The 23494-nt window shown below is 72.7% G+C and carries 21 protein-coding genes; 15 read left to right on the top strand and 6 right to left on the bottom strand.

All coding sequences use genetic code 11. The features are described 5' to 3' along the window. Positions 1 to 172 precede the first annotated feature (172 nt). Positions 173 to 1168 (bottom strand): C40 family peptidase, encoded by a 996-nt coding sequence (locus VGX25_RS33150; protein ID WP_326921917.1) that lies wholly within the window; start codon positions 1166 to 1168, stop codon positions 173 to 175. Between the two features lie 245 nt (positions 1169 to 1413). On the opposite strand from VGX25_RS33150, the gene VGX25_RS33155 reads away from it, so the two are divergent. Genes VGX25_RS33155 through VGX25_RS33175 form a run of 5 tightly spaced genes read left to right on the top strand, consistent with a single transcriptional unit; the run spans position 1414 to position 7834 of the window. Next, positions 1414 to 2619 (top strand): hypothetical protein, encoded by a 1206-nt coding sequence (locus tag VGX25_RS33155; RefSeq protein ID WP_326921918.1) that lies wholly within the window; start codon positions 1414 to 1416, stop codon positions 2617 to 2619. Further along, complete coding sequence (locus VGX25_RS33160) at positions 2616 to 4838, top strand: serine/threonine-protein kinase (protein ID WP_326921919.1); 2223 nt, start codon at positions 2616 to 2618, stop codon at positions 4836 to 4838. The genes VGX25_RS33155 and VGX25_RS33160 overlap by 4 nt, the downstream gene beginning before the upstream one ends. Then, positions 4835 to 5839: a protein phosphatase 2C domain-containing protein gene (locus tag VGX25_RS33165; RefSeq protein ID WP_326921920.1), complete on the top strand. Its 1005-nt coding sequence runs from the start codon at positions 4835 to 4837 to the stop codon at positions 5837 to 5839. The genes VGX25_RS33160 and VGX25_RS33165 overlap by 4 nt, the downstream gene beginning before the upstream one ends. After that, positions 5836 to 7140, top strand: a complete 1305-nt coding sequence (locus VGX25_RS33170) for a VWA domain-containing protein (protein ID WP_326921921.1) — start codon at positions 5836 to 5838, stop codon at positions 7138 to 7140. Before VGX25_RS33165 ends, VGX25_RS33170 begins: the two co-directional genes overlap by 4 nt. Before the next feature lies 1 nt (position 7141). Then, the gene (locus tag VGX25_RS33175) at positions 7142 to 7834 is read left to right on the top strand and encodes an FHA domain-containing protein (protein ID WP_326921922.1); all 693 of its coding nucleotides are present in this window, start codon (positions 7142 to 7144) and stop codon (positions 7832 to 7834) included. Here the strand turns inward: VGX25_RS33175 and VGX25_RS33180 are convergent. From VGX25_RS33180 to VGX25_RS33190, 3 genes are read right to left on the bottom strand one after another with little or no spacing between them, the layout of a single operon-like run. Next, complete coding sequence (locus VGX25_RS33180) at positions 7809 to 9269, bottom strand: phenylacetate--CoA ligase family protein (protein ID WP_326921923.1); 1461 nt, start codon at positions 9267 to 9269, stop codon at positions 7809 to 7811. The genes VGX25_RS33175 and VGX25_RS33180 overlap by 26 nt on opposite strands. An 11-nt stretch (positions 9270 to 9280) precedes the next feature. Beyond that, on the bottom strand, positions 9281 to 10381 hold the full coding sequence (locus tag VGX25_RS33185; RefSeq protein WP_326921924.1) for a winged helix DNA-binding domain-containing protein: 1101 nt from the start codon (positions 10379 to 10381) through the stop codon (positions 9281 to 9283). Positions 10382 to 10422: 41 nt separating this feature from the next. After that, complete coding sequence (locus VGX25_RS33190; RefSeq protein ID WP_326921925.1) at positions 10423 to 11412, bottom strand: zinc-binding alcohol dehydrogenase family protein; 990 nt, start codon at positions 11410 to 11412, stop codon at positions 10423 to 10425. A gap of 33 nt (positions 11413 to 11445) precedes the next feature. Between VGX25_RS33190 and VGX25_RS33195 the strand changes: the two genes are divergently transcribed. Continuing rightward, positions 11446 to 12297 (top strand): NUDIX domain-containing protein, encoded by an 852-nt coding sequence (locus tag VGX25_RS33195; RefSeq protein ID WP_326921926.1) that lies wholly within the window; start codon positions 11446 to 11448, stop codon positions 12295 to 12297. On the opposite strand, the gene VGX25_RS33200 is transcribed toward VGX25_RS33195, so the two are convergent. Then, positions 12284 to 14038 (bottom strand): hypothetical protein, encoded by a 1755-nt coding sequence (locus tag VGX25_RS33200; protein WP_326921927.1) that lies wholly within the window; start codon positions 14036 to 14038, stop codon positions 12284 to 12286. The two genes, VGX25_RS33195 and VGX25_RS33200, sit on opposite strands and share 14 nt — an antisense overlap. A gap of 383 nt (positions 14039 to 14421) precedes the next feature. On the opposite strand from VGX25_RS33200, the gene VGX25_RS33205 reads away from it, so the two are divergent. After that, positions 14422 to 16920 (top strand): DEAD/DEAH box helicase, encoded by a 2499-nt coding sequence (locus VGX25_RS33205; protein WP_326921928.1) that lies wholly within the window; start codon positions 14422 to 14424, stop codon positions 16918 to 16920. A gap of 51 nt (positions 16921 to 16971) precedes the next feature. Next, on the top strand, positions 16972 to 17241 hold the full coding sequence (locus tag VGX25_RS33210) for an STAS domain-containing protein (RefSeq protein ID WP_326921929.1): 270 nt from the start codon (positions 16972 to 16974) through the stop codon (positions 17239 to 17241). Here VGX25_RS33210 and VGX25_RS33215 read toward each other — a convergent pair. Continuing rightward, complete coding sequence (locus tag VGX25_RS33215; protein WP_326921930.1) at positions 17221 to 17853, bottom strand: phosphoribosyltransferase; 633 nt, start codon at positions 17851 to 17853, stop codon at positions 17221 to 17223. The two genes, VGX25_RS33210 and VGX25_RS33215, sit on opposite strands and share 21 nt — an antisense overlap. Before the next feature lie 132 nt (positions 17854 to 17985). Here VGX25_RS33215 and VGX25_RS33220 point away from each other — a divergent pair, with 132 nt between their 5' ends. From VGX25_RS33220 to VGX25_RS33250, 7 genes are all read left to right on the top strand, one after another. Beyond that, complete coding sequence (locus tag VGX25_RS33220; RefSeq protein ID WP_326921931.1) at positions 17986 to 18501, top strand: XdhC family protein; 516 nt, start codon at positions 17986 to 17988, stop codon at positions 18499 to 18501. A gap of 77 nt (positions 18502 to 18578) precedes the next feature. Next, positions 18579 to 19334, top strand: a complete 756-nt coding sequence (fabG, locus tag VGX25_RS33225) for a 3-oxoacyl-ACP reductase FabG (RefSeq protein ID WP_326921932.1) — start codon at positions 18579 to 18581, stop codon at positions 19332 to 19334. An 8-nt stretch (positions 19335 to 19342) separates the two neighbouring features. Next, positions 19343 to 19795 carry a MaoC family dehydratase gene (locus tag VGX25_RS33230; RefSeq protein ID WP_326921933.1) on the top strand — a complete coding sequence of 151 codons (453 nt, stop codon included), beginning with the start codon at positions 19343 to 19345 and terminating at the stop codon, positions 19793 to 19795. A gap of 15 nt (positions 19796 to 19810) precedes the next feature. Beyond that, positions 19811 to 21010, top strand: coding sequence for an acyl-CoA dehydrogenase family protein (locus VGX25_RS33235; protein WP_326921934.1), 1200 nt, complete (start codon positions 19811 to 19813; stop codon positions 21008 to 21010). Then, the gene (locus VGX25_RS33240; protein WP_326921936.1) at positions 21007 to 22110 is read left to right on the top strand and encodes an acyl-CoA dehydrogenase family protein; all 1104 of its coding nucleotides are present in this window, start codon (positions 21007 to 21009) and stop codon (positions 22108 to 22110) included. Before VGX25_RS33235 ends, VGX25_RS33240 begins: the two co-directional genes overlap by 4 nt. Then, entirely contained in the window at positions 22107 to 22712 is a 606-nt protein-coding gene (locus tag VGX25_RS33245) for a TetR/AcrR family transcriptional regulator (RefSeq protein ID WP_414636060.1), read from the top strand. Before VGX25_RS33240 ends, VGX25_RS33245 begins: the two co-directional genes overlap by 4 nt. A 49-nt stretch (positions 22713 to 22761) precedes the next feature. Continuing rightward, positions 22762 to 23361: a hypothetical protein gene (locus VGX25_RS33250; RefSeq protein ID WP_326921935.1), complete on the top strand. Its 600-nt coding sequence runs from the start codon at positions 22762 to 22764 to the stop codon at positions 23359 to 23361. Positions 23362 to 23494: the final 133 nt, after the last annotated feature.

Genomic DNA, 23494 nt, shown 5'->3' on the forward strand with positions numbered 1-23494 from the left:
CGCGCAGCGACGCCGAAGGCGCCCTTGACAATGAGACGCGGCACCTACAATCCGCCCGACCCCCGGACCCCAAACACCCCCCGGCACACCACCCCCCGGGACGAACCCCCGGCACACCAGCCCCCGGGACACCACCCCCAAGGCACACCAGCCCCGGAACACCACCCGGGTTCTACTTCATGACCCGCCGAATCACCGTGATCGGCCCGATCCGATCGATCCCGGAGATCTTCACCGTCTCCCCGAAGCTTGGCGCATGCACCGCCCGCAGGTTGTCCACGGCGATCGCCACGTGGTGCACCGGCTGATAGTAGAAGATCAAATCCCCGGGCCGCACGTCGTGCCGGTAAACCTGTTGCCCCACCCCGGACTGGTCGATCGACACCCGCGGCATGAGGATGCCACCGACCTTGAAGGACGTCTGCACCAACCCGGAGCAGTCGTAGGCGAGCGGCCCCACGGCTCCCCACAGGTATGGCTTGCCCACCTGGGACAGCGCGAATCGCAGCACGGCCCCGACGTCCCCGGTCGGAATCTTGATGTCGCCGGCGTCGAACTCGCTGGTCGACAGCAGCGAGCGCTGCTCGGGCGTCAGACGGTCGAGCGCCGAGCGTACCTCGGCGACCTGTCGGTCGAGGTCGGTTTTGCGCTGCTCGGCCTGCGCGGCGCCGGCCGCCACCTGGGCCTCGACGGCCGCGGCCTGTTGTTGCGCGGCCGCCGCCTCCGCGGCCGCGCGATCGGCCTCGGCGATGGCGTGGCCGCCGTATTGGAGGGCGCGGCCGGAAACCTGGCCGGCCAGGGAGGCGCCCTGAACCTGGTTGAGGACCTCGTCGCTGGTGGAGCCGACGACCAGAGCGGACAGACCGCGGCGGCCGGGGCGGCCGGAGAGCAGCGCGGTCACCCGGTCCATGTCCTCCCGGGCGGTCCTGGCCTTGGTGTGCGCGGAGTCGGCCGCCGCCTTGGTCTCGGCGGCGCGGGCGACGGCGGCGGCGGAGTCGGCGCGTTTCTTGGCCAGGTCCTCCTGGATGCGCAGCAGCTCCTCGTTGACCTTCTCGGCTTCCTTGCTCAGGTCGTAGTAGTGCGCGAGAAGGCCGGCCGCGGTGGTGGGTTGGGCGAGGGCCGGCATCGGCGCCAGCGGCACGAGCAGGGCGGCGACGGCGACCGGCACGGCACCGCGCGCGCTACGCGCGCTTCGCGCGCCGCGTCGCGACCGTGTGCGCACGTCGATCACTCCCCTCCCGATGCCTGCCGTCCATCCTCCAGGAAAGCCGTTGTGATCGTGTGTGGTTGGGTCCGCACGGGCGCGAGTCTCGCCCCTTGGGGCAGCGGTTTCGTGCCGAGCGGACCTTCCGTTATGCAACGATCGTCCCGGCGCCGGGTTGTGACAGGTATACCGGAGGGGTGGGGTCGTCGATGAGCCTCTCGGAGCCTGGGCTGGACCGCAACGAGGCCGACCGCGCGCTCAAGCGCCTCGGGGAGGAGTGCGACCGGATCGCGGAAGCCTTGCTGGCCATGGACAACCATCCGGGGCACCAGCTGCTGCGCGGGGCGGCGCTGACCGGGGTGAGCCGGCAGCGGTGGGCCGAGGTGAGCACGGCGATGGCCACGCTGTGGGAGCAGTTCGAGGCGTACCGCACGCTGGTCGAGCGCGCCCGGGAGGTGCGCGGGCGGCGGTCGCGGCCGGGGCAGCCGGAGCTGGACGAGCTGACCGAGCTGCTCACCGGTCCGGTGGTGGAGCTGAACCAGGAGCAGGTGCCGATCGAGCAGCGCAGCCTGACCGGCCCGGCGCTCAACGTCGAGCGGATCAGCCTTGCGGAGCTGGTCACCCGGATGAAAGCCACCTACGCCAAGGTCACCGCCGTGTTGGCGGAGGCGGACACGGCGTCGGCGACCGCACTGCGCCGGCTCGATCCGCTGGAGTCGCAGCTGCGCTCGGCCATGGCCCTTGCCGAGCCCCTCGGGCCCGAGCAGCTCGCCGACCTGGCCAGGGTCAGGGACCGCATCGCCGAGGTGCGGCGCCTCGCGGTGTCCGACCCGCTGGCGATCGGATCGGATCCGCTGCGCGCCGCGGAGGCCGAGTTGGCCACGATCACCAAGCGGCTGGCCGAGTTGAGCACCGCGAAGGACACCTTCGATCAGCGGTTGGCCCGGATCGACGACGTCCTGTCCGACATCGAACGCACCCAGCAGCGGGCAAGGGCGGTCAGCGCCGAGGCGCTGGCCAAGATCGCCGCGACCGGGCTGCCTGAGCTCGTCGACCTGGTTCCGCCCCTGCGCGACCGTGTCTCCCGGCTGAGCGCGCTGCGCCGCGGCGGCGACTGGCAGCGGCTGACCGCCGAGCTCGACCGGCTCGAGCAGGCCGCCGCGGACGCGCGCGCCGAGGCGAACGGTCAGCTCGCGGCGTTCGCCGGGCTCCTCGACCGGCGCGCCGAGCTGCGCGGGCGGCTGGACGCCTACCGCGCCAAGGCGGAGCGGCTCGGTCGGGCCGAGGACCTCGAGCTCACCGCGCTGCACCGGGACGCGCACGACCTGCTGCACACCGCCCCGTGCGACCTGGCGGCCGCCACCCGTGCGGTCAACCGCTACCAGCAGGCCGTGCGCCAGGAGGCCGCCCGATGACCGCGTGCTCCCGACCCGGCTGCGCCGGGAACCTCGACGACGACGGCTTCTGCGACACCTGCGGGCTGGCGGCTCCGGACACCCCGGCACTGGTCGCCGCCGCGCCGGTCACCACCTCGTCGAGCCGGACTTCCGGCACCGGGCCCAGCACGGCGTGGACGGCCGCGACCACCCCGGCCAGCGGCCCGTCGCGGCGCACCTCGGGACGCTCGTCCACCCGCGGCCTGCTCGGCGCCGGGCTGGTCGAGGTGCCCAGGGTCCCCTACCGCGACCCGCGCACGGCGGTGCTCGCCGACCCGGAGGTGCCCGAGGACAAGCGGTTCTGCAGCCGCTGCGGGGTCAAGGTGGGCCGCGGGCGGGACGGCCGGCCGGGCCGGGTCGAGGGGTTCTGCACCAAGTGCGGGCACCGTTACTCGTTCACCCCGAAGCTGTCCCCCGGCGAGCTGGTGCACGGCCAGTACGAGGTGCTCGGCTGCCTTGCGCACGGCGGGCTCGGCTGGATCTACCTGGCGCTGGACCGGGCGGTGGCGGACCGCTGGGTGGTGCTCAAGGGCCTGCTGGACACCGGCGACACCGACGCGATGGCCGCGGCCGTGGCCGAGCGCCAGTTCCTGGCCGAGGTCGAGCACCCGAACATCGTCAAGATCCACAACTTCGTGCAGCACCGGGAGCCCGGCGGCGACACCGCCACCGGCTACATCGTCATGGAGTACGTCGGCGGCCGGTCGGTCAAGGAGATGATCAAGGAGCGGCGCCGCGAGATCGGCCCGCGCGAGTGCCTGCCGCTTGCCCAGGCCATCGCCTACGCCCTCGAGGTGCTGCCCGCCCTCGGCTACCTGCACGGGATCGGCCTGCTGTACTGCGACTTCAAGCCGGACAACGTGATCCAGACCGAGGAGCAGCTCAAGCTGATCGATCTCGGCGCGGTCCGGCGGGCCGACGATCAGGTCAGCCCGGTGTACGGCACGGTCGGCTACCAGGCGCCGGAGATCGCCACGGCCGGGCCGTCCGTCCAGTCGGACATCTACACGGTCGGCCGGGCGCTCGCGGTGATGTGCATCCCGTTCGACTTCCACCGCACCCACCGCGACCGGCTGCCGAGCCCCGCCGAGGCGCCCCTGCTCGGCGAGTTCGAGTCGTTCCACCGGCTGCTGCTGCGCGCCACCGCCACCGAGCCCGCGCACCGGTTCGCGTCGGCCGAGGAGATGAAGGAGCAGCTCACCGGGGTGCTGCGGGAGGTGCTCGCCGCCGAGGACGGCCAGCCCCGGCCGGGCCTGTCGACCGAGTTCACCCCGGAGCGGCGCGGTTTCGGGGTCAGTGCCGGCGCCGAGCAGGTCCGCCCGGCCCCGCGGTCGATCATCGACGCCCTGCCCGTGCCGCGGGTGGACGAGGCCGACCCGGCCGCCGCGTTCCTCGCCACGGTCGGCGCGGGCGACCCGGCGCACCTGATCGACGAGCTGTCCGCCGCCCCTGAGTCCACTGTGGAGGTTCGGCTTCGGTTGGCCAGGGCCAGGATCGAACTCGGTGACCTCGACGCGGCAGCGCGGGACCTTGCCGCCCTGCCCCCGTCCGCCGGCTGGCGCGCCGACTGGCACCGCGGGCTGCTGGCCCTTGCCGCAGAGCGGTTCGCCGACGCCCGCGCCGCGTTCGACACGGTGTACGGTGCCATTCCCGGCGAGCTGGCGCCGAAGCTGGCCCTCGCGGCATGCGCCGAGCTCCTCGGCGACCTCGCCACCGCCGACCGCTACTACCGCGTCGTGTGGCGCACCGACCGGTCCTACCTCAGCGCAGGGTTCGGCCTCGCCCGCACGCTGCTTGCCCGCGGGGAGCGCGCGGAGGCCGTCGACGTGCTGCACAGCGTGCCGGAGACGTCCAACCACTACGTCACCGCGCGGCTGGCCGCGATCCGGGCCCGCACCGGCGACCCGGCGAGCGAGCAGGATCTGGTCGCCGCCGGGGCCGCGCTGGACGGGCTCGAGCTCGACGCCGAGCGCCGGGCCCAGGTCTCCCGGGACGTGCTGGAGGCCGCGCACGCCTGGGTCGTCCGCAGTGGACAGACCGGCTCCGGCACGGTGCTCAGCTGCCGGCTCGACGACCAGGAGCTGCGCCTCGGCCTCGAGCGCTGCTACCGGACCCTGGCCCGCCAGGCGCAGACCGCCGCCGAACGCATCGCCCTCGTCGACCGTGCCAACGAGATCCGGCCGAGGACGTGGGTATGACCGAGCTCCAGTGCCCCTCCTGCGCGGAACCGGTGGCCCCGGCCGACCGGTTCTGCGAGGGGTGCGGCACGGATCTGCTCGTGCACCGGACCCCGGTTGGCGGTCCGGCCGGGCCGATCGCCGCGCCCGACCGCGAGTGCGTTGCCTGCGGGGCGACCGAGATCGGCGCCGACGGGTTCTGCGAGCGGTGCGGCCGCGGGCAACCGACCGGGCGCGACCGGATGGAGTACGACCTCGGCGTGGTCGCCGGCGTCGGCGACCGGGGCCGGCACCGGTCCCGCAACGAGGACTCGATGGCGTTCGCCCGGATCGGCCCGGAGGACGACCCGCGCGCAGTGGTGGCGGTGGTGTGCGACGGCGTCGCGTCCACCGAGCGGGCCGACCAGGCCTCCCAGGCGGCGGCCGACGCCGCGATCGACGTGCTGGCCAGCGCCGCCCTCGAGGACGAGGCCGACCTCGGCGCGGCCACAAGGGCCGCGGTCGACGCGGCCGTGGCCCAGGTGTCCGAGCTGACCAGCCGGGAGCCGCCGGGCAGCTCGCCGTCGTGCACGTTCGTCTCGGCCGCGGTCACCCCGCGCGGGGTCACCGTGGGCTGGGTCGGCGACAGCCGCGCCTACTGGCTGTCCTCGCGGGCGCCGTCGCGGCGGCTGACCCTCGACGACACCGTCGCCGCGCAGCTCGTCGCCGCCGGCATGGACGCCGACGAGGCGTCGCGGGTCTTCCACGCGCACGCGCTGTCCTCGTGGATCGGAGCCGACGCCGGCGACGTGTCGCCGCACGTGGTCAGCTTCCAGCCGGACGGCCCCGGCGCCGTGCTGCTGTGCAGCGACGGGCTGTGGAACTACCTGCCGGAGGCCGACGACCTGGCCGCGAAGCTGCCGGCCGGCGGGGTCCGGCCGCTGACCGCCGCGGCCGAGCTGACCGGCACGGCGCTGGAGCTCGGCGGCCACGACAACATCACCGTCGTGGTGATCTCGTACCCCCTGAGGAGCCCGCGATGAGCACCGTTCCCGAGTTCCGGGTCGAGGTCTACCAGAACGAGTACCTGCCGGCCGGCGCGCGCGAGGTCAACGCGATCGTCACGGTGACCGCCACCGGCGGCGGCACCGAAGGCTCGGCGAGCGCGGCGCCGGCCGCCGCCGTAGTGATCATCGTGGACACCTCGGGCTCCATGCACGTCCCGCCGACGAAGCTCTCGTCGGCCAAGGCTGCGACCAACGCCGCGATCGACACCCTGCGCGAGGGCGTGCGGTTCGCCGTGGTCTCCGGCACCGAGACGGCCCGCCTCGTCTACCCGCGACCGGGCGGGATGGTCCAGGCCAACGCGCGGACGAGGGCGGAGGCCAAGGAGGCGGTCGGCACGCTGCGGGCCCACGGCGGCACCGCGATCGGCCAGTGGCTGCGCCTTGCCGACAACCTGCTGGCCAACCATCCCGACGCGCTGCGGCACGCGATCCTGCTCACCGACGGGCAGAACATGCACGAGACGCCGCGCCAGCTCGCCCGCGTCCTGCGCGACGTGACCGGCCACTTCGTCTGCGACTGCCGCGGCGTCGGCACCGACTGGCAGGTCGCCGAGCTGCGCCAGATCGCCGACACGCTGCTCGGCACCGTCGACATCATCCCCGAGCCGGCCGGGCTGGAGGCCGACTTCCGCGCGATGGCCGAGCGGGCCATGGGCAAGGCGGTCGCCGACGTGGCGCTGCGGCTGTGGACCCCGCAGGGCGCCACGGTCAAGTTCGTCAAGCAGGTGGAGCCCGCGCTGGCCGACCTCACGCACCGCCGCACGGAGTCGGCGCCGCGCAGCGGCGACTACCCGACCGGCTCGTGGGGCGCGGAGAGCCGCGACTACCACGTGTGCATCGAGGTGAACCCGGCCAACGTGGGCGACCGGATGCTCGCCGGCCGGGTGAGCATGGTGGTGCCCGGCGCCGAGCAGGTCCTCGGCAAGGGGCAGATCCTGGCCGTGTGGACCGAGGACGAGGCGCTGTCCACCAAGATCAACCCCGCGGTGGCGCACTACACCGGGCAGGCCGAGCTGGCCTCGGCGATCCAGGAGGGGCTGGAGGCCCGCAAGGCCGGCGACGTCGAGCGGGCCACCGCCAAGCTCGGCCGCGCCGTCGCGCTGGCCACCGAGTCCGGCCACGAGGACACCGCCAAGCTGCTGGCCAGGGTGGTGGACATCGAGGATCCGGTGACCGGCACCGTCCGGCTCAGGCGCGCGGTGGACACCGTCGACGAGATGACCCTGGACACCCGCTCCACCGTCACCAAGCGGGTCGGCCGGAAGGCCGAGAGCTGACATGGCCACCTGCCCCAACGGCCACGACTCCGCCGACTCCGAGTTCTGCGAGGTCTGCGGCCTTGCCATGGATGCCGCGCCGGCGCCGGCCGCGAGCACCGGGACCGCCGCGCCGCCCGCCGCCGCCCCCACCCCGGCCGGCACCCCGTGCCCCGCCTGCGGCACGCCCCTCGACGGCCGGTTCTGCGAGGCCTGCGGCCACGACTCGCTTGCCGCTCCGCCACCGTCCACAGTGGAGCCGAAAGCACCGGAACCGGAAGCACCGGCGCCGGAGGAGAGACCCCGTGAGTGGACCGCGACGGTGAGCGCCGATCGCGCCTACTACAACGCGGTCATGGCCATCGGCGGCCCGGACGCCGGCGGCATCACCTTCCCGGCGTTCTGTCCGGACCGCTACTTTCCCTTGCGGGGCAAGCAGATCACCATCGGCCGGCGCAGCGCCTCCCGGGGCGTCAACCCGGACATCGACCTCACCGGCCCGCCGGAGGACCCGGGCGTCTCGCACCTGCACGCCGTGCTCGTCACCGAGCCGGACGGCAGCCTGTCCATCGTGGACCTCGACTCGTCCAACGGCACCACGGTCAACGACGACGCCACCCCGCTGCGCCCGCACGTCCCTCGGGCCCTTGCCGACGGCGACCGGATCCACCTCGGCGCCTGGACCACGATCACCGTCGCACGTACCGATGCTTGACGCCGACCGGGAAGTACTCCGGATCACCCGCGGGCCGCGGCACCACCTCGGGTAGCTGCCGCTCGGCCGGCACGTAGTGGGCGAACTCGCTGTTGAGCCGCACCAGCTCGGCCCGAATCGACTCCGCGATCGTCGTGGCGTCGCCCCGCTGGCCCGGCGCCAGCTCCACCGTCACCCGCAGCCGAAGATCCCGATCGGCGTCCTCCACGGTCTCGAGCACGAACTTCCCCGTCACCCAGCCGCTCACCGGCTCGCGCTCCAACCCGACCGAGACGTTCTCCGGGTACACGTTGGCCCCGAAGAACGACACGGTGAACAGCGACCGCCCGAACACGTACACGAACGGCATCCGGTGCGCGCCCCGGGCGCCGCCCAGCTCGGCGAGCGGGTCGAACCCGTGCCGCGCGCAGAACTCCAGCATCTCGTCGTACCCGACGATCCCGCCGTCGTCGGCGATGTGGTAGCGGATCAGCGGAATCCCGTTGTCACCGGAGAACAGCAGCGTCCCGTCGACCGTCTCGAAGTACCGGCTGCCCGGGTCGTACTGCACCAGCGTCGGCAGCCGCGACTCGCCGAACAGCTCCCGCGCCGCATCCGGCTTCCCGGCGAGGAACCGCCGCACGGACACCGACAGCGGCGTCTCGTTGCCGAGCACCCCCGCGTCGGCCGTGCCGTACAGCGACGCCGAGTCGAACCGCACGTCCCGCAGACCCGCCCGTGCCCCGACGAGATCCCGCCACTGCTCGCTGAACACCTCGCCGGCAAGCACGAGCTTGGGCGCGTACCGCGGCCAGTCCACGCCCGCGGCCAGCCCGGTGTCGATCACGTCCTTGAGGAACGGCGGGTACCCCAGCAGAACCACCTGCTCGGCGTGCCGGCCCAACTCCGGCACCACCCGCAGGATCTCCGCCTTGTTGTTGCCCGGCGCGACCACCGTGATCGGATACCCCTTGGCCGCCAGATGCCGCACGCACGCCACCGTGTACAGCCCGCCCACCCAGGTGCCGAGCGGAAAGCACACCACCGCGAGGGTGCCGCGCTCGTCGGCCAGGAACCCGTCCCGAAACACCTGCTCGAACCGCGCCGCCACGGCCAGCTCGTCGGTGCGGAACCGGGGCCAGAACGTCGGCTCCCCCGTCGACCCGGACGACACCGCCACCATGTCGCACCCGTCCAGCCGCCCGTCCCGGCACAGCCGCGGCAACGGATACCGCCGGTGATAGTTCTCCTTGGTCAGCAACGGAAGCCTTCGGAAGTCCTCGACCGTGCGCACCGTGTCCGGCTCGATCCCGTTGTCCCGCAGGAAGTCCCGGTACGCCGGCACCGACTTCGCCACCCGGTGGAAGAGGTCGACCGGCCCGGCATCCGGCGCCGGCTCCCCGGTCAGGAACCTCTCCCACTCCCCCAGCACCCGCCGCGCCCGACCCGTGTCCATGACCGGCAATCCTAGGGTTCGGCCACCACCACCTCGTGGTTCGGCACGTCGGCGGCCACGAACGCGAGCAACCGCTCGCCTTCCGCGGACACCTCAGCGATGTCCTTTGTGGACAACTTGACGAACGGGTCGACGGTGAGCGTCGCGGTGTCCCCGGCTCGGGTGATCTTCCAGGTCGCCCGGTAGAACCCGTCGACGAGCAGGTTGCCCATGGCCGCGCCGTTGCCGGGGAACAGCACCACCGGCCGCTTGTCGACGATCACCCGGCTCCGGTCGGCGTGGCTGAGCAGCACGTTGTCGTACTCCGGCAGGAACCGCGGCGGCGCGGGGGTGTCGGCGTCGGGCCGCGGCGCCTCCGGCAGGTCGAACAGCTCGCGCCCCCGCTCGTCGGTGAACACCCGCAACCGCGGTCGCAGCCGCTCCACCACCGGGCGCAGCCGGGTCAGACCCGACCACGCCTGCACGTCCATGACGCTCGCCGGTCCGAACGCGGCCAGGTAGCGCAGCACCACGTCGTCGGGCGTCGGGTCGGTCCCGACCGGCGCGTCCAGCCAGGTCTCCACCGGCGCCCACGCCGCCGGCCCGGAGCTGCCCCACACCCCACGCGGTGGCACCTGCACCAGCGGCGCCCGGTACGTCACGGCGTACACCAGCGAGTCCGCGTCGCGGTCCGGCCACCGCTCGTGCAGCAGCGGGCTCAGCTCGGCGCGCGTCCTCGGCCGCTCGGCCAGCAGCTTCCGGCCGGTCGCCAGCAGCTCGTCGAGGTCCACATCGGCCACGTTCCCGGCGAACGGCGACCCGGCGAACGCGCGCTCGAGCGCGGGCTGCACGACCGGCCGCAGGCTCACGCAGCCCCGGGCCGTGACCAGGTGGATCGTCGCGCGCATCAGCGTGGTCCGCACGACCCGCCGCTCGATCAGCAGCCGGGCCAGCTCCGCCGGCTCGAAGTCGACCAGCCGGCTCCACAGCCCCACATACGCCGCGTTCGGCGCCTGCGCCTGCATCCCGACCAGGTGCTCGATCACCTGGGTGACCGGCTGGCTCGCCCGCTCAAGCAGCAGCTGCCGCGCCAGCGTCGCCCGGTTGAGCTGCCGTGCCCCGAGTACCGTCATGGCTCGAGCGTAGCAGAACGGAATAGTTTATTCCAACAGGCCTACGGGATGAGCACCGCCGCCCCGTTCACCCGGTCCGCCGCCAGGTCGGCCAGCGCCCGGTCCGCCTCGCCAAGCGGATACTCCTTGGTCGTCACCCGCAGCCGGTGCTCCCCGGCCACGCGCAGAAACTCCCGCGCGTCGGCCCGCGTGTTCGCCGTGACGCTGCGCAGCTGCCGCTCCTGGAACAGGTGCCGCTGGTAGTTCAGCACCGGAACGTCCGACAGGTGGATGCCCGCGATCGCCAGCGTCCCGCCCCGGTCCAGCGCCGCCAGCGCCGCCGGCACCAGCCCGCCGGCCGGAGCGAACAGGATCGCCGAGTCCAGCGGCTCCGGCGGCGCCTCCGCGGCCCCGCCCGCCGACGCCGCCCCCAACTCCAGCGCCAGCTCCCTGGCCGCCGCGCTCCGCGTCAGCACGTGCACCCGCACCCCCCGCGCCAGCGCCACCTGCGCCGCCAGATGCGCGCTCGCCCCGAACCCGTACACCCCCAACCGTCCGCCCGGCGGCACCTCCGCCCGCAGCAGCGCCCGGTACCCGATGATCCCCGCACACAACAACGGCGCCAGCTCCGCCACCTCGTACCCGTCCGGCAGCCGCAACGCATACGCCGCCGGCACCGTCGTCAGCTCCGCGTACCCCCCGTCCGCGTCCCACCCGGTGTACACCGACGACGGGCACAGGTTCTCCGCCCCGCGCACGCAGTACCGGCACCGCCCACAGGTCCCCCGCAGCCAGGCGATGCCCACCCGCGCCCCCACCGCGAAGCCCTCCGCCGCCGCGACGACCTCCCCGACGACCTCGTGCCCCGGCACCACCCGCGGCCGGTGCACCGGCAGATCCCCCTCCGCCACATGCAGATCCGTCCGGCACACCCCACACGCCAGCACCCGGACCAGCAGCTCGCCCTCCCCCGGCGCCGGCTCCGTCTCGTCATGCAACCCGACCGGCGAGGTCGCCATCGGCCCCGGCCGCTCCACCCGCCATGCCCGCATGCCCCCATCCTGGCAGCCGGGATGATGGTCCCCATGGGCCTACGGGACGGCGACCGGTTCACCAGGTGTGCGCAGGGGCATGTGCACTGGGGGAAGTACGGCGCCGCGGGGCTGCTGATGTACCACGACGGGCGGGTGCTGCTGCAGCGGCGGGCGTGGTGGACGCCGGGGGGCAACACCTGGGGGCTGTTCGGCGGGGCGCGGCACGGCGACGAGGATCCGATCGCGGCGGCCCGGCGGGAGGCGGCCGAGGAGTGCTCGCTGCCGGCGGACGCGGGGCGGGTGCACGGGATCATCAGCGAGGATCACGGGGACTGGGCGTACCACACCGTGCTCGGCACCATGGACGAGCACCTCGACGTGGAGCCGGACTCGATGGAGACCAGCGAGGCGGCCTGGGTTCCGGTATCCGAAGTGGACAAGCTGCGGTTGTTCGGGCCGTTCGCCAACGCGTGGCCCCGGCTGCGCGCGGGCGTCCGAAAGCCGGTGCTGGTCGTCGACTGCGCCAACGTGATGGGGGCGCGGGCCGACGGGTGGTGGCGGGACCGCAAGGGCGCGGCCACCCGGCTGCGCGACGACCTCGGTCGCCTTGCCGAGTGCGGGACCACCGAGCTGGAGCCGTTCGACCTCGCCTTCCCGGAGATCGTGCTCGTCGTCGAGGGCGCGGCGCGCGGCATCGGCCCCGGCCCGACCGGGGTGGAGGTCGTCGACGCGCCCGGCTCCGGCGATGACACCATCGTGAGTCTTTTCTGGGGCTATCGCACCACAAAAGACTCACGACAGTACGTCGTCACCGCGGACCGCGAGCTTCGGGCGCGCAGCGAGGCCGAGGGCGCCACCGCCCTCGGCCCACGCTGGCTGCTGAATCAGCTCAGCAGAGGATGATCAGGCCGGTCACCACCGTGCAGTTGGCCGTCGCGCGGTCGTTGGCGGCGTTGGGGTCGTTGGGTGTGCTCGCCGTCCGGGTGGCGGTGGCCGGCAGCGGCAGGCCGACGGTGAGCGTGCCCTGGGTGGCCCGCACGGTGTGCGAGCTGGCCTGCTTGACCCCGAGCGTGCCGACCGGACAGCTGACGGTCTTCGCCGACGCGTTGTAGCTGCAGGTGCTCGACGAGACCGACACCGTGGAGTCGGGCACCCGCAAGGTGATCGTGCCCGAGGTGACGGTGCCGGGCCCGCGGTTGATCCCGGTGACCGTGTACGTGATCGTCGGGTTCAGCAGGCTCGACGAGGCGCGCAGCCGCACCTCGATGTCGGCGGCCGGCGGGTTGACGATGGCCAGGTTGTGGTCGTCGCCGGCGATGGCCGAGGTCACGCTGCTCAGGAACTGCGCGCACGGCGCCGTCTTGCCGACCGCGCACACCGGGCCGGGCACCGGCCGGCTGTTCGTGGTGCCGTCACCGAGCTGGCCGGCCCAGTTGAAGCCCCAGGTCACCACGCCGCCCGAGGCCAGCACCGCGATGCTGTGCCCGGAGCCGGCGGAGATGGCGGTGGCGCCGGTCAGGAACTGCGCGCACGGCGCGGTCTGCCCCACCGCGCACACCCGCACCGGCGTCGAACGGTCCACAGTGGTCCCGTCACCCAGCTTGCCGTTTCCGTTGGAGCCCCAGCCGTACGCGGCGCCGCCGGCGCCGATGGCCACCGTGTGGCTGAAGCTGCCGCCGGCCACCTGGGTGATCCCGGTGAGGAACGACGAGCACGGCGCCGCCTGGCCGACTGCGCACGCCTGCACCGGGGTGAGCCGGTCGACCGTGGTGCCGTCGCCGAGCTGGCCGAAGAAGTTGTTGCCCCACCCGTACACCACGCCGCCCGGCCCGACGGCCAGCGAGTTGTCCAGCAGCCCGGGACCCAGCGAGCTGGCCCCGGTGAGGAACTCCGAGCACGGCGCGGTCTGCCCGACGGCGCACACCGGCGTGGGGACCGGCGAGTCCGTCAGCGTGCCGTTGCCGAGCTGACCGAACTCGTTGTCGCCCCAGGTCAGCACGGAGCCGTCGGTCAGCAGCGCGACCGAGTGGTCGTCGCCGCCGACGAGCCCGCTGACGCCGGTGAGGAACGCCGAGCACGGCGCGCTCTGGCCCACGGCGCACACCGGCACCGGGGTCGACCGGTCGACGCTGGTGCCGTCGCCGAGCTGGCCCTGGAAGTTGCGGCCCCAGCCGACCACCGAGCCGTCCGACAGCAGCGCGAGGACGTGCGCGCGACCGGCCGCGATCGAGGTCACGCCGGTCAGGAACGCCGAGCACGGCGCCGTCTGCCCGACCGCGCACACCCGGGTCGGCGTCGACCGGTCGGTGCCCGTGCCGTCGCCGAGCGCGCCTACCGAGCCGTCGCCCCAGGCCAGGACCGTCCCGTCGGCCAGCAGCGCCGCGCTGAGGTCGTCGTCGCCCGCGGCCACCTGGACCGCGTTCGTCAGCTGGCCGGGACAGGGCGCGCTCTGCCCGACCGCGCACACCGCGACCGGCACGGACCGGTTGACCAGCGTGCCGTCACCGAGCTGACCCTGCCCGTTGTACCCCCAGGCCACCACCGGCCCGGGCGGGGGCGCGGCCTCCGCCAGACCGGACACGGACGCGGTGACCAGCAAAAAACCCGCCAGCACCGCAATGAGACGACCACGGACTCCCGCCATCGCCGGCACCTCCAATTCCGCCAACCGTGGGCGACCAGTCCCCGATCCCGCGAGGGGTCGTCCGACGCCGCCCCACCGTTACGAATCGGGAATGAGCCGATCGGGGGTCAATGACGCTCACCGATCTACTCTCGGTTGCATCCGACCCGACGGCGTGCTGCTCAATGGCGCCGATCTTTCAATGAGGCGCCGTTCGCCAACTATGTCGCCGATCAACGTCCGGCGATCCGGCAACTCACCGTTACCCGCGCTCCATCCACTCGATGGTTCAGGTTGATCGCGCGATTTCATCGCCGTACATCCGGAAGTCCTGGATGCACGGAGTGAGATCCCGTGGCAAAGAGTGACGGCTGGCCAGTCGCGTTGTCGCCTAAGTTAGGGGGGTGACGTTGACGGATGTGCTGCCGGCGGCCGCGGACCCGGACGGGCTGTTCGACGCCTTCACCGCGTGGGCGGCGGAGCAGGGGTTCGAGCTGTACCCGGCCCAGCAGGAGGCGATGATCGAGATCGTCTCGGGGTCGAACGTCATCCTGAGCACGCCGACCGGGTCGGGGAAGAGCATGGTGGCGCTCGGCGCGCATTTCACGGCGATGGCCGACGGGCGGCGCAGCTTCTACACCGCGCCGATCAAGGCGCTGGTGTCGGAGAAGTTCTTCGCGCTGTGCGAGGTGTTCGGGGCCGACGGCGTGGGCATGATGACCGGCGACGCGAGCGTGAACGCCGAGGCGCCGATCATCTGCTGCACCGCGGAGATCCTGGCGAACATCGCGCTGCGGGACGGGATCGACGCCGACGTCGGCGTGGTGATCATGGACGAGTTCCACTTCTACGCCGAGCCGGACCGCGGCTGGGCGTGGCAGGTGCCGCTGCTTGAGCTCAACCGCGCCCAGTTCCTGCTGATGTCGGCCACGCTGGGCGACGTCACGAGGTTCGAGCAGGACCTGACCCGGCGCACCGGCCGGCCGACGGCCACCATCACCTCGGCGCAGCGCCCGGTGCCGCTGTACTACTCCTACCGGGTCACCCCGCTGCACGAGACGATCGAGGAGCTGCTCACCACCAACCAGGCGCCGATCTACGTCGTGCACTTCACCCAGGCCGCGGCGCTGGAGCGGGCCCAGGCGCTGATGAGCGTCAACGTGTGCACCCGCGCGGAGAAGGACGAGATCGCCCGGCTGATCGGCCGGTTCCGGTTCACGGCGGGCTTCGGGAAGACGCTGTCCCGGCTGGTGCGGCACGGCATCGGCGTGCACCACGCCGGGATGCTGCCCAAGTACCGGCGGCTCGTCGAGCGCCTGGCCCAGGCCGGCCTGATGAAGGTGGTCTGCGGCACCGACACGCTCGGCGTCGGGATCAACGTGCCGATCAGGACCGTGGTGTTCACCGCGCTGTCCAAATACGACGGTGTGAAGACCAGGCACCTCAAGGCCCGCGAGTTCCACCAGATCGCCGGGCGGGCCGGGCGCGCCGGCTACGACACCGTGGGCAACGTGGTGGTGCAGGCGCCGGACCACGTGGTGGAGAACGAGCGGGCGCTGGCCAAGGCCGGCGACGACCCGAAGAAGCGGCGCAAGGTGGTGCGCCACCAGCCCCCGCCGGGGTTCGTGTCCTGGGGCGAGCCGACCTTCCGGCGGCTGGTCGAGGCCCAGCCCGAGCCGCTCACGTCGAGCTTCGTGGTGAGCCACGCGATGCTGCTCAACGTGATCAACCGGCCGGGCGACGCGTTCGCCGCCATGCGCAAGCTGCTCACCGACAACCACGAGGACCGGCCCGCGCAGCGCCGGCACATCCGCAAGGCGATCGCGATCTACCGGGCGCTGCTGGCCGCGGGCGTGGTCGAGCGGCTGGACACCCCGGACGAGCACGGTCGCCGGGTCCGCCTGACCGTGGACCTGCAGCTCGACTTCGCGCTCAACCAGCCGCTGTCGCCGTTCGCGCTGGCCGCCATCGACCTGCTCGACCGGGAGTCGCCGAGCTACGCGCTGGACGTGGTGTCCGTCATCGAGTCCACATTGGACGATCCGCGTCAGGTGCTGTCGGCACAGGAGTCCAAGGCGCGCGGCGAGGCGGTGGCCGCGATGAAGGCGGAGGGCATCGAGTACGAGGAGCGGATGGCGCTGCTGGAGGACGTGACCTACCCCAAGCCGCTTGCCGAGCTGCTCGACGCGGCGTACGAGACCTACCGCCGCGGCCACCCGTGGGTCGCCGACCATCCCCTGTCCCCCAAGTCGGTCGCCAGGGACATGTACGAGCGGGCGATGACGTTCACCGAGTACGTCGGCTACTACGGGCTGGCCCGATCGGAGGGCGCGGTGCTGCGGTACCTGGCCGACGCCTACAAGGCGCTGCGCCAGACCGTGCCCGACGAGGCCAAGACCGAGCCGCTGGCCGATCTCATCGAGTGGCTGGGCGAGCTGGTGCGCCAGGTCGACTCCAGCCTGCTCGACGAGTGGGAGCGGCTGGCCAACCCGGACGCCGAGCCGGACGCGGCCGCCGACGAGCGCCCGCCCGCGGTCACCACCAACACCCGGGCGTTCCGGGTGCTGGTGCGCAACGCGCTGTTCCACCGGGTCCAGCTCGCCGCCCGCGGGGACTACGTGGCGCTCGGCGCGCTGGACGCCGAGTCGGGCTGGACCGCGTCGGACTGGCGGGACGCCGTCGAGCCGTACTTCGCCGAGCACGACGAGATCGGCACCGGCCCGGACGCCCGCGGGCCGGCGCTGCTGATCATCGACGAGCAGCCGGACCGCTGGCTCGTGCGGCAGATCTTCGACGATCCCGCCGGCGACCACGACTGGGGATTCACCGCCGAGGTCGACCTCGCCGCGTCCGACGAGGCCGGCGAGGCGGTCGTTCACACTACTTTCGTAGGGCACTGGTAAGGACCTTCGGCCCAAAGACACCGCATCGTCACCACGCGTACGCTCCGCGAATTGGCTAAAGGGGTAGGCGCAATGGACGACATGGCCGGGAACTCCGAGGAGTTGCTCCTCACGCTGTGCCGACGGTCGACCGGTGATGTCCACCTGGATCTCGCCGAGCTGGACTCGATCGACCTCGCCGCGGTGATCACCCTGCTGCGCGGCGCCGCGACGCTCGGCGACGGCCGGCGGCTGGTGCTGCACAACCCGCCGTCGGCGGTGCGCGAGGTCCTGGACCGGGTGCGCGAGGCGGTCGGCGACTCAGCCGTGCGCGTCGAGTAGCTCCCGCACCTCGTCGTCGGACACCTGCCGGAAGTCGGCGTACCACTGCCCCACCGCGCGGAATCGGGCCGGCGCCAGCAGGCAGACCACCTCATCGGCCAGCCCGGACAGCTGCGTCAGGGTGTCGGCCGGCGCCACCGGAACCGCCAGCACGATCCGCCGGGCGCCGAGGCTGCGCACCACCCGCATGGCGGCGACCACAGTGGACCCGGTGGCGATCCCGTCGTCGACGACGATCACCGTGCGGTCCGCCAGCTCGGCCCGGGGTCGGTTGGGGCGCAACGTATGCGCCCGCCGGACCAGTTCGGCGCGCTCCCGCCGCACCTGCTCGTCGAGGTCCTCCCAGCGCAGTCCCAGCTCGTCGAGCACCCCCCGGTTCCGCACGGTCACGCCGTCCTCGCCGACCGCGCCGGCCGCCAGCTCGGACCGGTGCGGCGCGCCGACCTTGCGCACCAGCACGATGTCCAGCGGCGCCTTGAGCTCCCGGGCGATCTCCGCGGCCACCGACACCCCGCCCCGCGGCAGCCCCACGACGACCGGCTCCTCGTCGGCGAACCGGGTCAGCCGGTCGGCAAGCTGCCGCCCGGCGTCGGCGCGGTCGCGGAAGCGCATGCGCCATCGTTTCACCCCGACCGGGTTCCCGCTCGGCTACCGGGTATCCGCGGCCGGCCGCCGGCGACCAGGCAGGCTAGCCCGTTGTCCGGCAAGGTGACTTCGGGTGCGCCCTCGTGCCACCCTACGAGCATGGCGGAGCAGGACAGTTGCGCGGTGGCCCACGGCGAGGCGCCCACCGCGACCCGAACGCGCACCCTGGTGACCGTGTTCGCCTCGCCGGTCACCGACTACCTGATCAAGTACGGCAACGATCTCGGCTACCGGACCGTCCTGGTGGAGCCGGAACGCGCCCGGGTCAGCACCGCCGAGTCGGCCGCCGCCGCCACCGTGCTCACCGCCATCCCGGCCCTCGACGAGACCACCGACGTGGTGGTCACCGACCACCACCGGGTCGAGCTGGGCCCGATGCTGCGCGACGCGCTCGCCCACCCGGCGCGGTGGATCGGCGTGATGGGCAACCCCCGGCATCCGGCCCCGCACGTCTCGGCGCTCACCGAGCTGGGCGTGCCGGCCGCCGACATCGAGCGGGTGCACCGCCCGATCGGGCTCAACATCGGCTCCAAGACGCCGCCGGAGATTGCCATCGCCACCCTGGCCGGCCTGCTCGCCGACCGCAACGGCCGCAAGGGCGGCTTCGAGTTCTGACCGGCGTTGCGGCTCGGCCCCCGCGCGGGTAGCTTTCTAAGCGCTTGCTTACCTCAGAGCTGCCCAGGAGGAGTTCCGTGACCGTGTCCCGTGTCGCGATCGTGACCGGAGCCGCGCGTGGCATCGGCGCCGCCGTGGCCAAGCGGCTGGCGAGCGACGGGTTCGCCGTCGCCGTCGTCGACCTGGACGAGTCGAGCTGCAAGGACACCGTGGCCGCCATCGAGGGCGGCGGCGGCAAGGCGATCGGGGTCGGCGCCGACGTCAGCGACACCGAGCAGGTCGTCGCGGCCGTGCAGCGGGTGGCCGACGAGCTCGGCCCGCCCACCGTGCTGGTCAACAACGCCGGCATCACGCGGGACAACCTGCTGTTCAAGATGACCGACGCCGACTGGGACTCGGTGATCGGCGTGCACCTGCGCGGGTCGTTCCTGATGAGCCGCGAGGTGCAGAAGCACCAGACCGAGCAGGGCTGGGGCCGGATCGTGAACCTGTCCAGCACGTCGGCGCTCGGCAACCGCGGCCAGGCCAACTACTCGGCGGCCAAGGCCGGGCTGCAGGGCTTCACCAAGACCCTGGCGATCGAGCTTGGCAAGTTCGGCATCACGGTGAACGCGATCGCTCCCGGTTTCATCGAGACCGACATGACCGCGGCCACCGCGGAACGGCTCGGCGTGCCGTTCGAGGACTTCAAGAAGGCGGCCGCGGCCCAGATCCCGGTCGCCCGCACCGGAAAGCCGGAGGACATCGCGGCCGTGGTCTCGTTCTTCGTTCGCGAGGAGGCCTCGTTCGTCTCCGGGCAGGTCATCTACGTCGCCGGCGGCCCTCGGGCGTAAGGGGAATCATGCGCGTCTTCGCCAACCTCGACGAGTTCGCCGCGGCCAAGGGCGAGCACCTCGGCTACAGCGACTGGCACACGGTCACCCAGGAGCAGGTGAACCTGTTCGCCGACGCCACCGGCGACCACCAGTGGATCCACGTCGACACCGAGCGGGCCGCCACCGGCCCGTTCGGCGGCACGATCGCCCACGGCTACCTGACCCTGTCGCTGATTCCCATGCTGGCCCAGCAGATCTACCGGGTCGACAACCTGAAGATGGGCATCAACTACGGCTCCAACAAGGTGCGCTTCCCGGCCACGGTCCCGGTCGGCTCGCGCATCCGGGCCGGATCCGAGCTGATCGACGTCGTGCCGGCCAAGCTGGGCACGCAGTTCATCGTGCGCACCACGGTCGAGATCGAGGGCAACGACAAGCCGGCGTGCGTGGCCGAAACCATCGTGCTGCTCGTGCCGTAGACGGAAGGCGTGGACATGACCCAGACCCGACAGCCGGTGGGCGTCGAAGAGGTGCGCCGGCGCGTCCGCGAGCTGCTCGCCGCGCACGACCCGGCGACCACGGACCGGCTGGAGTTCCTGCGCGCCCGGTTCGACGCCGGCCTTGCCTGGGTGCACTTCCCGCCCGGTCTCGGCGGCCTCGGCGTGCCGAGGGAGCTGCAGACCATTGTGGACGCCGAGCTGGAGGCCGCGGGCGCGCCGGACAACGACCCGCGCCGGATCGGCATCGGCCTCGGCATGGCCGCGCCGACCATCCTCCAGTTCGGCACCGGCGAGCAGAAGCAGCGCTTTCTGCGTCCACTGTGGACCGGTGAGGAGGTCTGGTGCCAGCTGTTCAGCGAGCCCGGCGCCGGCTCCGACCTGGCATCGGCCGGCACGAGGGCGATCCGCGAAGGCGACGAGTGGCGGGTCACCGGGCAGAAGGTGTGGACGTCCTCGGCGCACAACGCGCGCTGGGCCATCCTGGTCACCCGGTCCGACCCGGACGTCCCCAAGCATCTGGGCATGACCTACTTCATCTGCGACATGACCGCGCCGGGCGTCGAGGTGCGCCCGCTGCGCCAGATCACCGGCGAGGCCGAGTTCAACGAGGTCTTCCTCACCGACGTGCGCATCCCGGATTCGTTGCGGTTGGGCGACGTCGGCGACGGCTGGCGGGTCGCGCAGGCCACCCTCATGAACGAGCGGGTCGCCATCGGCGGCCGCCCGATGCCGCGCGAGGGCGGCATGATCGGCGCGGTCGCCGGCACCTGGCGCACTCACCCCGCCCAGCGCACCGCCGCCACCCACGACCGGCTCATCCAGCTCTGGGTGGAGTCCGAAGCCTTGCGGCTGGCCGGAATCCGGCTCCGCCAGCAGCTCGCCGCCGGCACTCCCGGCCCGGACGGGTCGGCCATGAAGCTCAGCTTCGCCCGCCTGGCCCAGCAACTGTCCGGTTTGGAGCTGGAGTTCCTCGGCGAGGTTGGCCTGCGGTACGACGACTGGACGCTGCGCCGCCCGGACCGCGTCGACTTCTTCGGCCGCGAGCCCGGCTACCGCTACCTGCGCGCCAAGGGCAACTCCATCGAGGGCGGCACCTCGGAGATCCTGCGCAACATCATCTCCGAGCGGGTGCTGGGCCTGCCGTCCGAGCCCCGGGTGGACAAGGACGTTCCGTGGAAGGACCTCCCGCGATGAACCTGCTCTACACCGACGTCGAGGACCATCTGCGGTCCAGCGTGGGCGACCTGCTGGCCGACCGCTGCTCCCCCACCCAGGTGCTCGCCCGCTGCGAGACCGACAAGCCCTACGACCTGGACCTGTGGCGCACGCTCGCCGCCGACGTGGGCGCGGCCGCCCTGCTGATCCCCGAGTCGCACGGCGGACACGGCGCCACCGCCCGGGAGGCCGCCGTCGTCCTCGAGGAGCTCGGCCGCTTCGTCGCGCCCGTTCCGTTCCTCGGCAGCGCCGTCCTGGCCACCACCGCCCTGGTCGGCTGCTCGGCGGACACGCTCCTGTCCGCCCTGGCCGCCGGTGAATCCACTGCCACCCTTGCCATTGCGCTGTCGATGGGCCCGGGATCGCCGTTCCCGTCCGGAGTTCGGGTCGACGGCGGCACGCTGCACGGCCGGGTCGGCTCGGTCGCCGACGCCCTCGTCGCCGACGTGCTGGTCGTGCCTGCGGTGGGGCCGGACGGTCCCGAGCTGCACGCGGTCCGGCTGCCCGACCCCGCCGTCACCGTGACCCCCGTCGTCTCGCTCGACCTCACCCGCCCGATTGCCGACCTGACGCTGTCCGGCGCGACCTCCGAGCGCCTCGCCGGGCCCGGCGCCGCCGAGTCCGCTGTGGACAGTGCGCTTCGGACCGGCGCCGGCCTGCTCGCCTCCGAGCAGCTCGGCCTCGCCGAGTGGTGCCTCGACAGCACCGTCGCCTACCTCAAGGAGCGCAAGCAGTTCGGCCGCCCGGTCGGCTCGTTCCAGGCCCTCAAGCACCGCGTCGCCGACGTCTGGGAGTCCCTCGTGCTTGCCCGCGCCGCCGCCCGGTACGCCGCCGACACGCTCGCCACCGGCGACCCCGACACCCCCGTCGCCGTCGGCGTGGCGGCGTCGCTGTGCTCCCCGGTCGCCGTCCGCGCCGCCGAGGAGTGCATCCAGCTGCACGGCGGCATCGGCATGACCTGGGAGCACCCCGCCCACCTGTACCTCAAGCGCGCCAAGGCCGACGAGATCGCCCTCGGCACCCCCGGCCGGCACCGCGCCAACCTCGCCCCCCTGATCAACCTGCCGGGACCCGAGTGACCGAACCGCTTCCGGACGATCTGTGGCCGGACGTCCGGCCCGACGCCGCCCGCCGGCTCATGGCCGCCGCCATCGAGTCGTTCGCCACCCGCGGCTACCACGCCACCACCACGCGGGACATCGCCAACGCGGCCGGCATGAGCCCCGCCGCGCTCTACGTCCACTTCCCCTCCAAGGCCGCCGTCCTGTCCGCGATCAGCCGAAGCGGCCACGAGCAGGCCCTCGACATGGTCCAGGACGTCGTCTCCGGCACGCCCGACCCCGTCGAGGCGATGTCGCTCATCGTCCAGCGCTTCGTCGCCTGGCACGCCAAACGCCACCGCGTCGCCCGCGTCGTCCAGTACGAGCTGCAGGCCCTCCCGCCACCCGACTACGAGCAGATCGCCACCCTGCGCCGGCGCACCGAGCAACTGGTGCGCGACGTGATCACCGCCGGCGTCGACCGCGGCCGCTTCCACGTCACCGACGTCCGCACCGCCGCCCGCGCCGTGCTGTCCCTCGGCATCGACGTCGCCCGCTGGTACACCGACACCGGCAAACCCTCCCCCGCCCTCCTCGGCCGCCAGTACGCCGACCTGGTCCTGCGCATGCTCGGCGCCTAGCCCGTTCATCCGATTGCGCCGGCCCGATCGGGCCTGGATTGTTGTCAGCGTGCTCCATGGTGCCCTTCAGTCAACGGTCTTCGGCAGCGTCGACGCGAATGTTTTCGCGGCCTGGGGTCAGGTCATCGGCGCCGCCGGCACCCTCCTCGCGGTCATCGTGGCAATTTGGATCGCGATTCGCGACGGCCGCTACCGGGACGCCGAACGCCGGGACAACGAGGCCGTCCACGCCCGCCTGCTGTCCGCGATCCGGGTATCCGACCCGCCGAACCTCACCATTGGCTTCACCAACTACGGCAGCTGCCCCGTCCACAGCGTGCGGCTCACCGGCATCGTCGGACACTTCGGCGACGTCCGATCCGTCGGCTGGTCCATCAACGGCTCATCCGATTCCTATGTCCTCGCCGCCATCGCCCCGGGGCAAACCGCGACCACCCCACCCATCACAATCACCTGGCCCGAGAACGCGACGGTGGACGAGGCCGCCGCCCTCTACTACCCCACAATCGTTTTCTACGACACCAACGGCCGCTGGTGGGAACGCACGGCACACGACCCACCCAAACGCCTTCTCACCCCACCCCCCAAGGTCTCCCAACTCCCCACCCGAACCACCCCCGACCGAAACCCCACCCGAGTCCCCGACTAGCCTCGATCTTTCATGTGGGCGTTGGGTGAGGTGCTGAGGGTTGGTTTGGCGTGCGTGTTTCCGTTGGGGTGGGGCGGTTTCCGGCGCTGGGTCCGCCGGTTCTCCGGTTCCTTGTCGTAGGTTCGGGGTGGCT

Origin of the sequence: Actinophytocola sp. (assembly GCF_035942955.1) — a bacterium.
In the GTDB taxonomy this organism is placed as follows: Bacteria; Actinomycetota; Actinomycetes; order Mycobacteriales; family Pseudonocardiaceae; genus DASYTH01.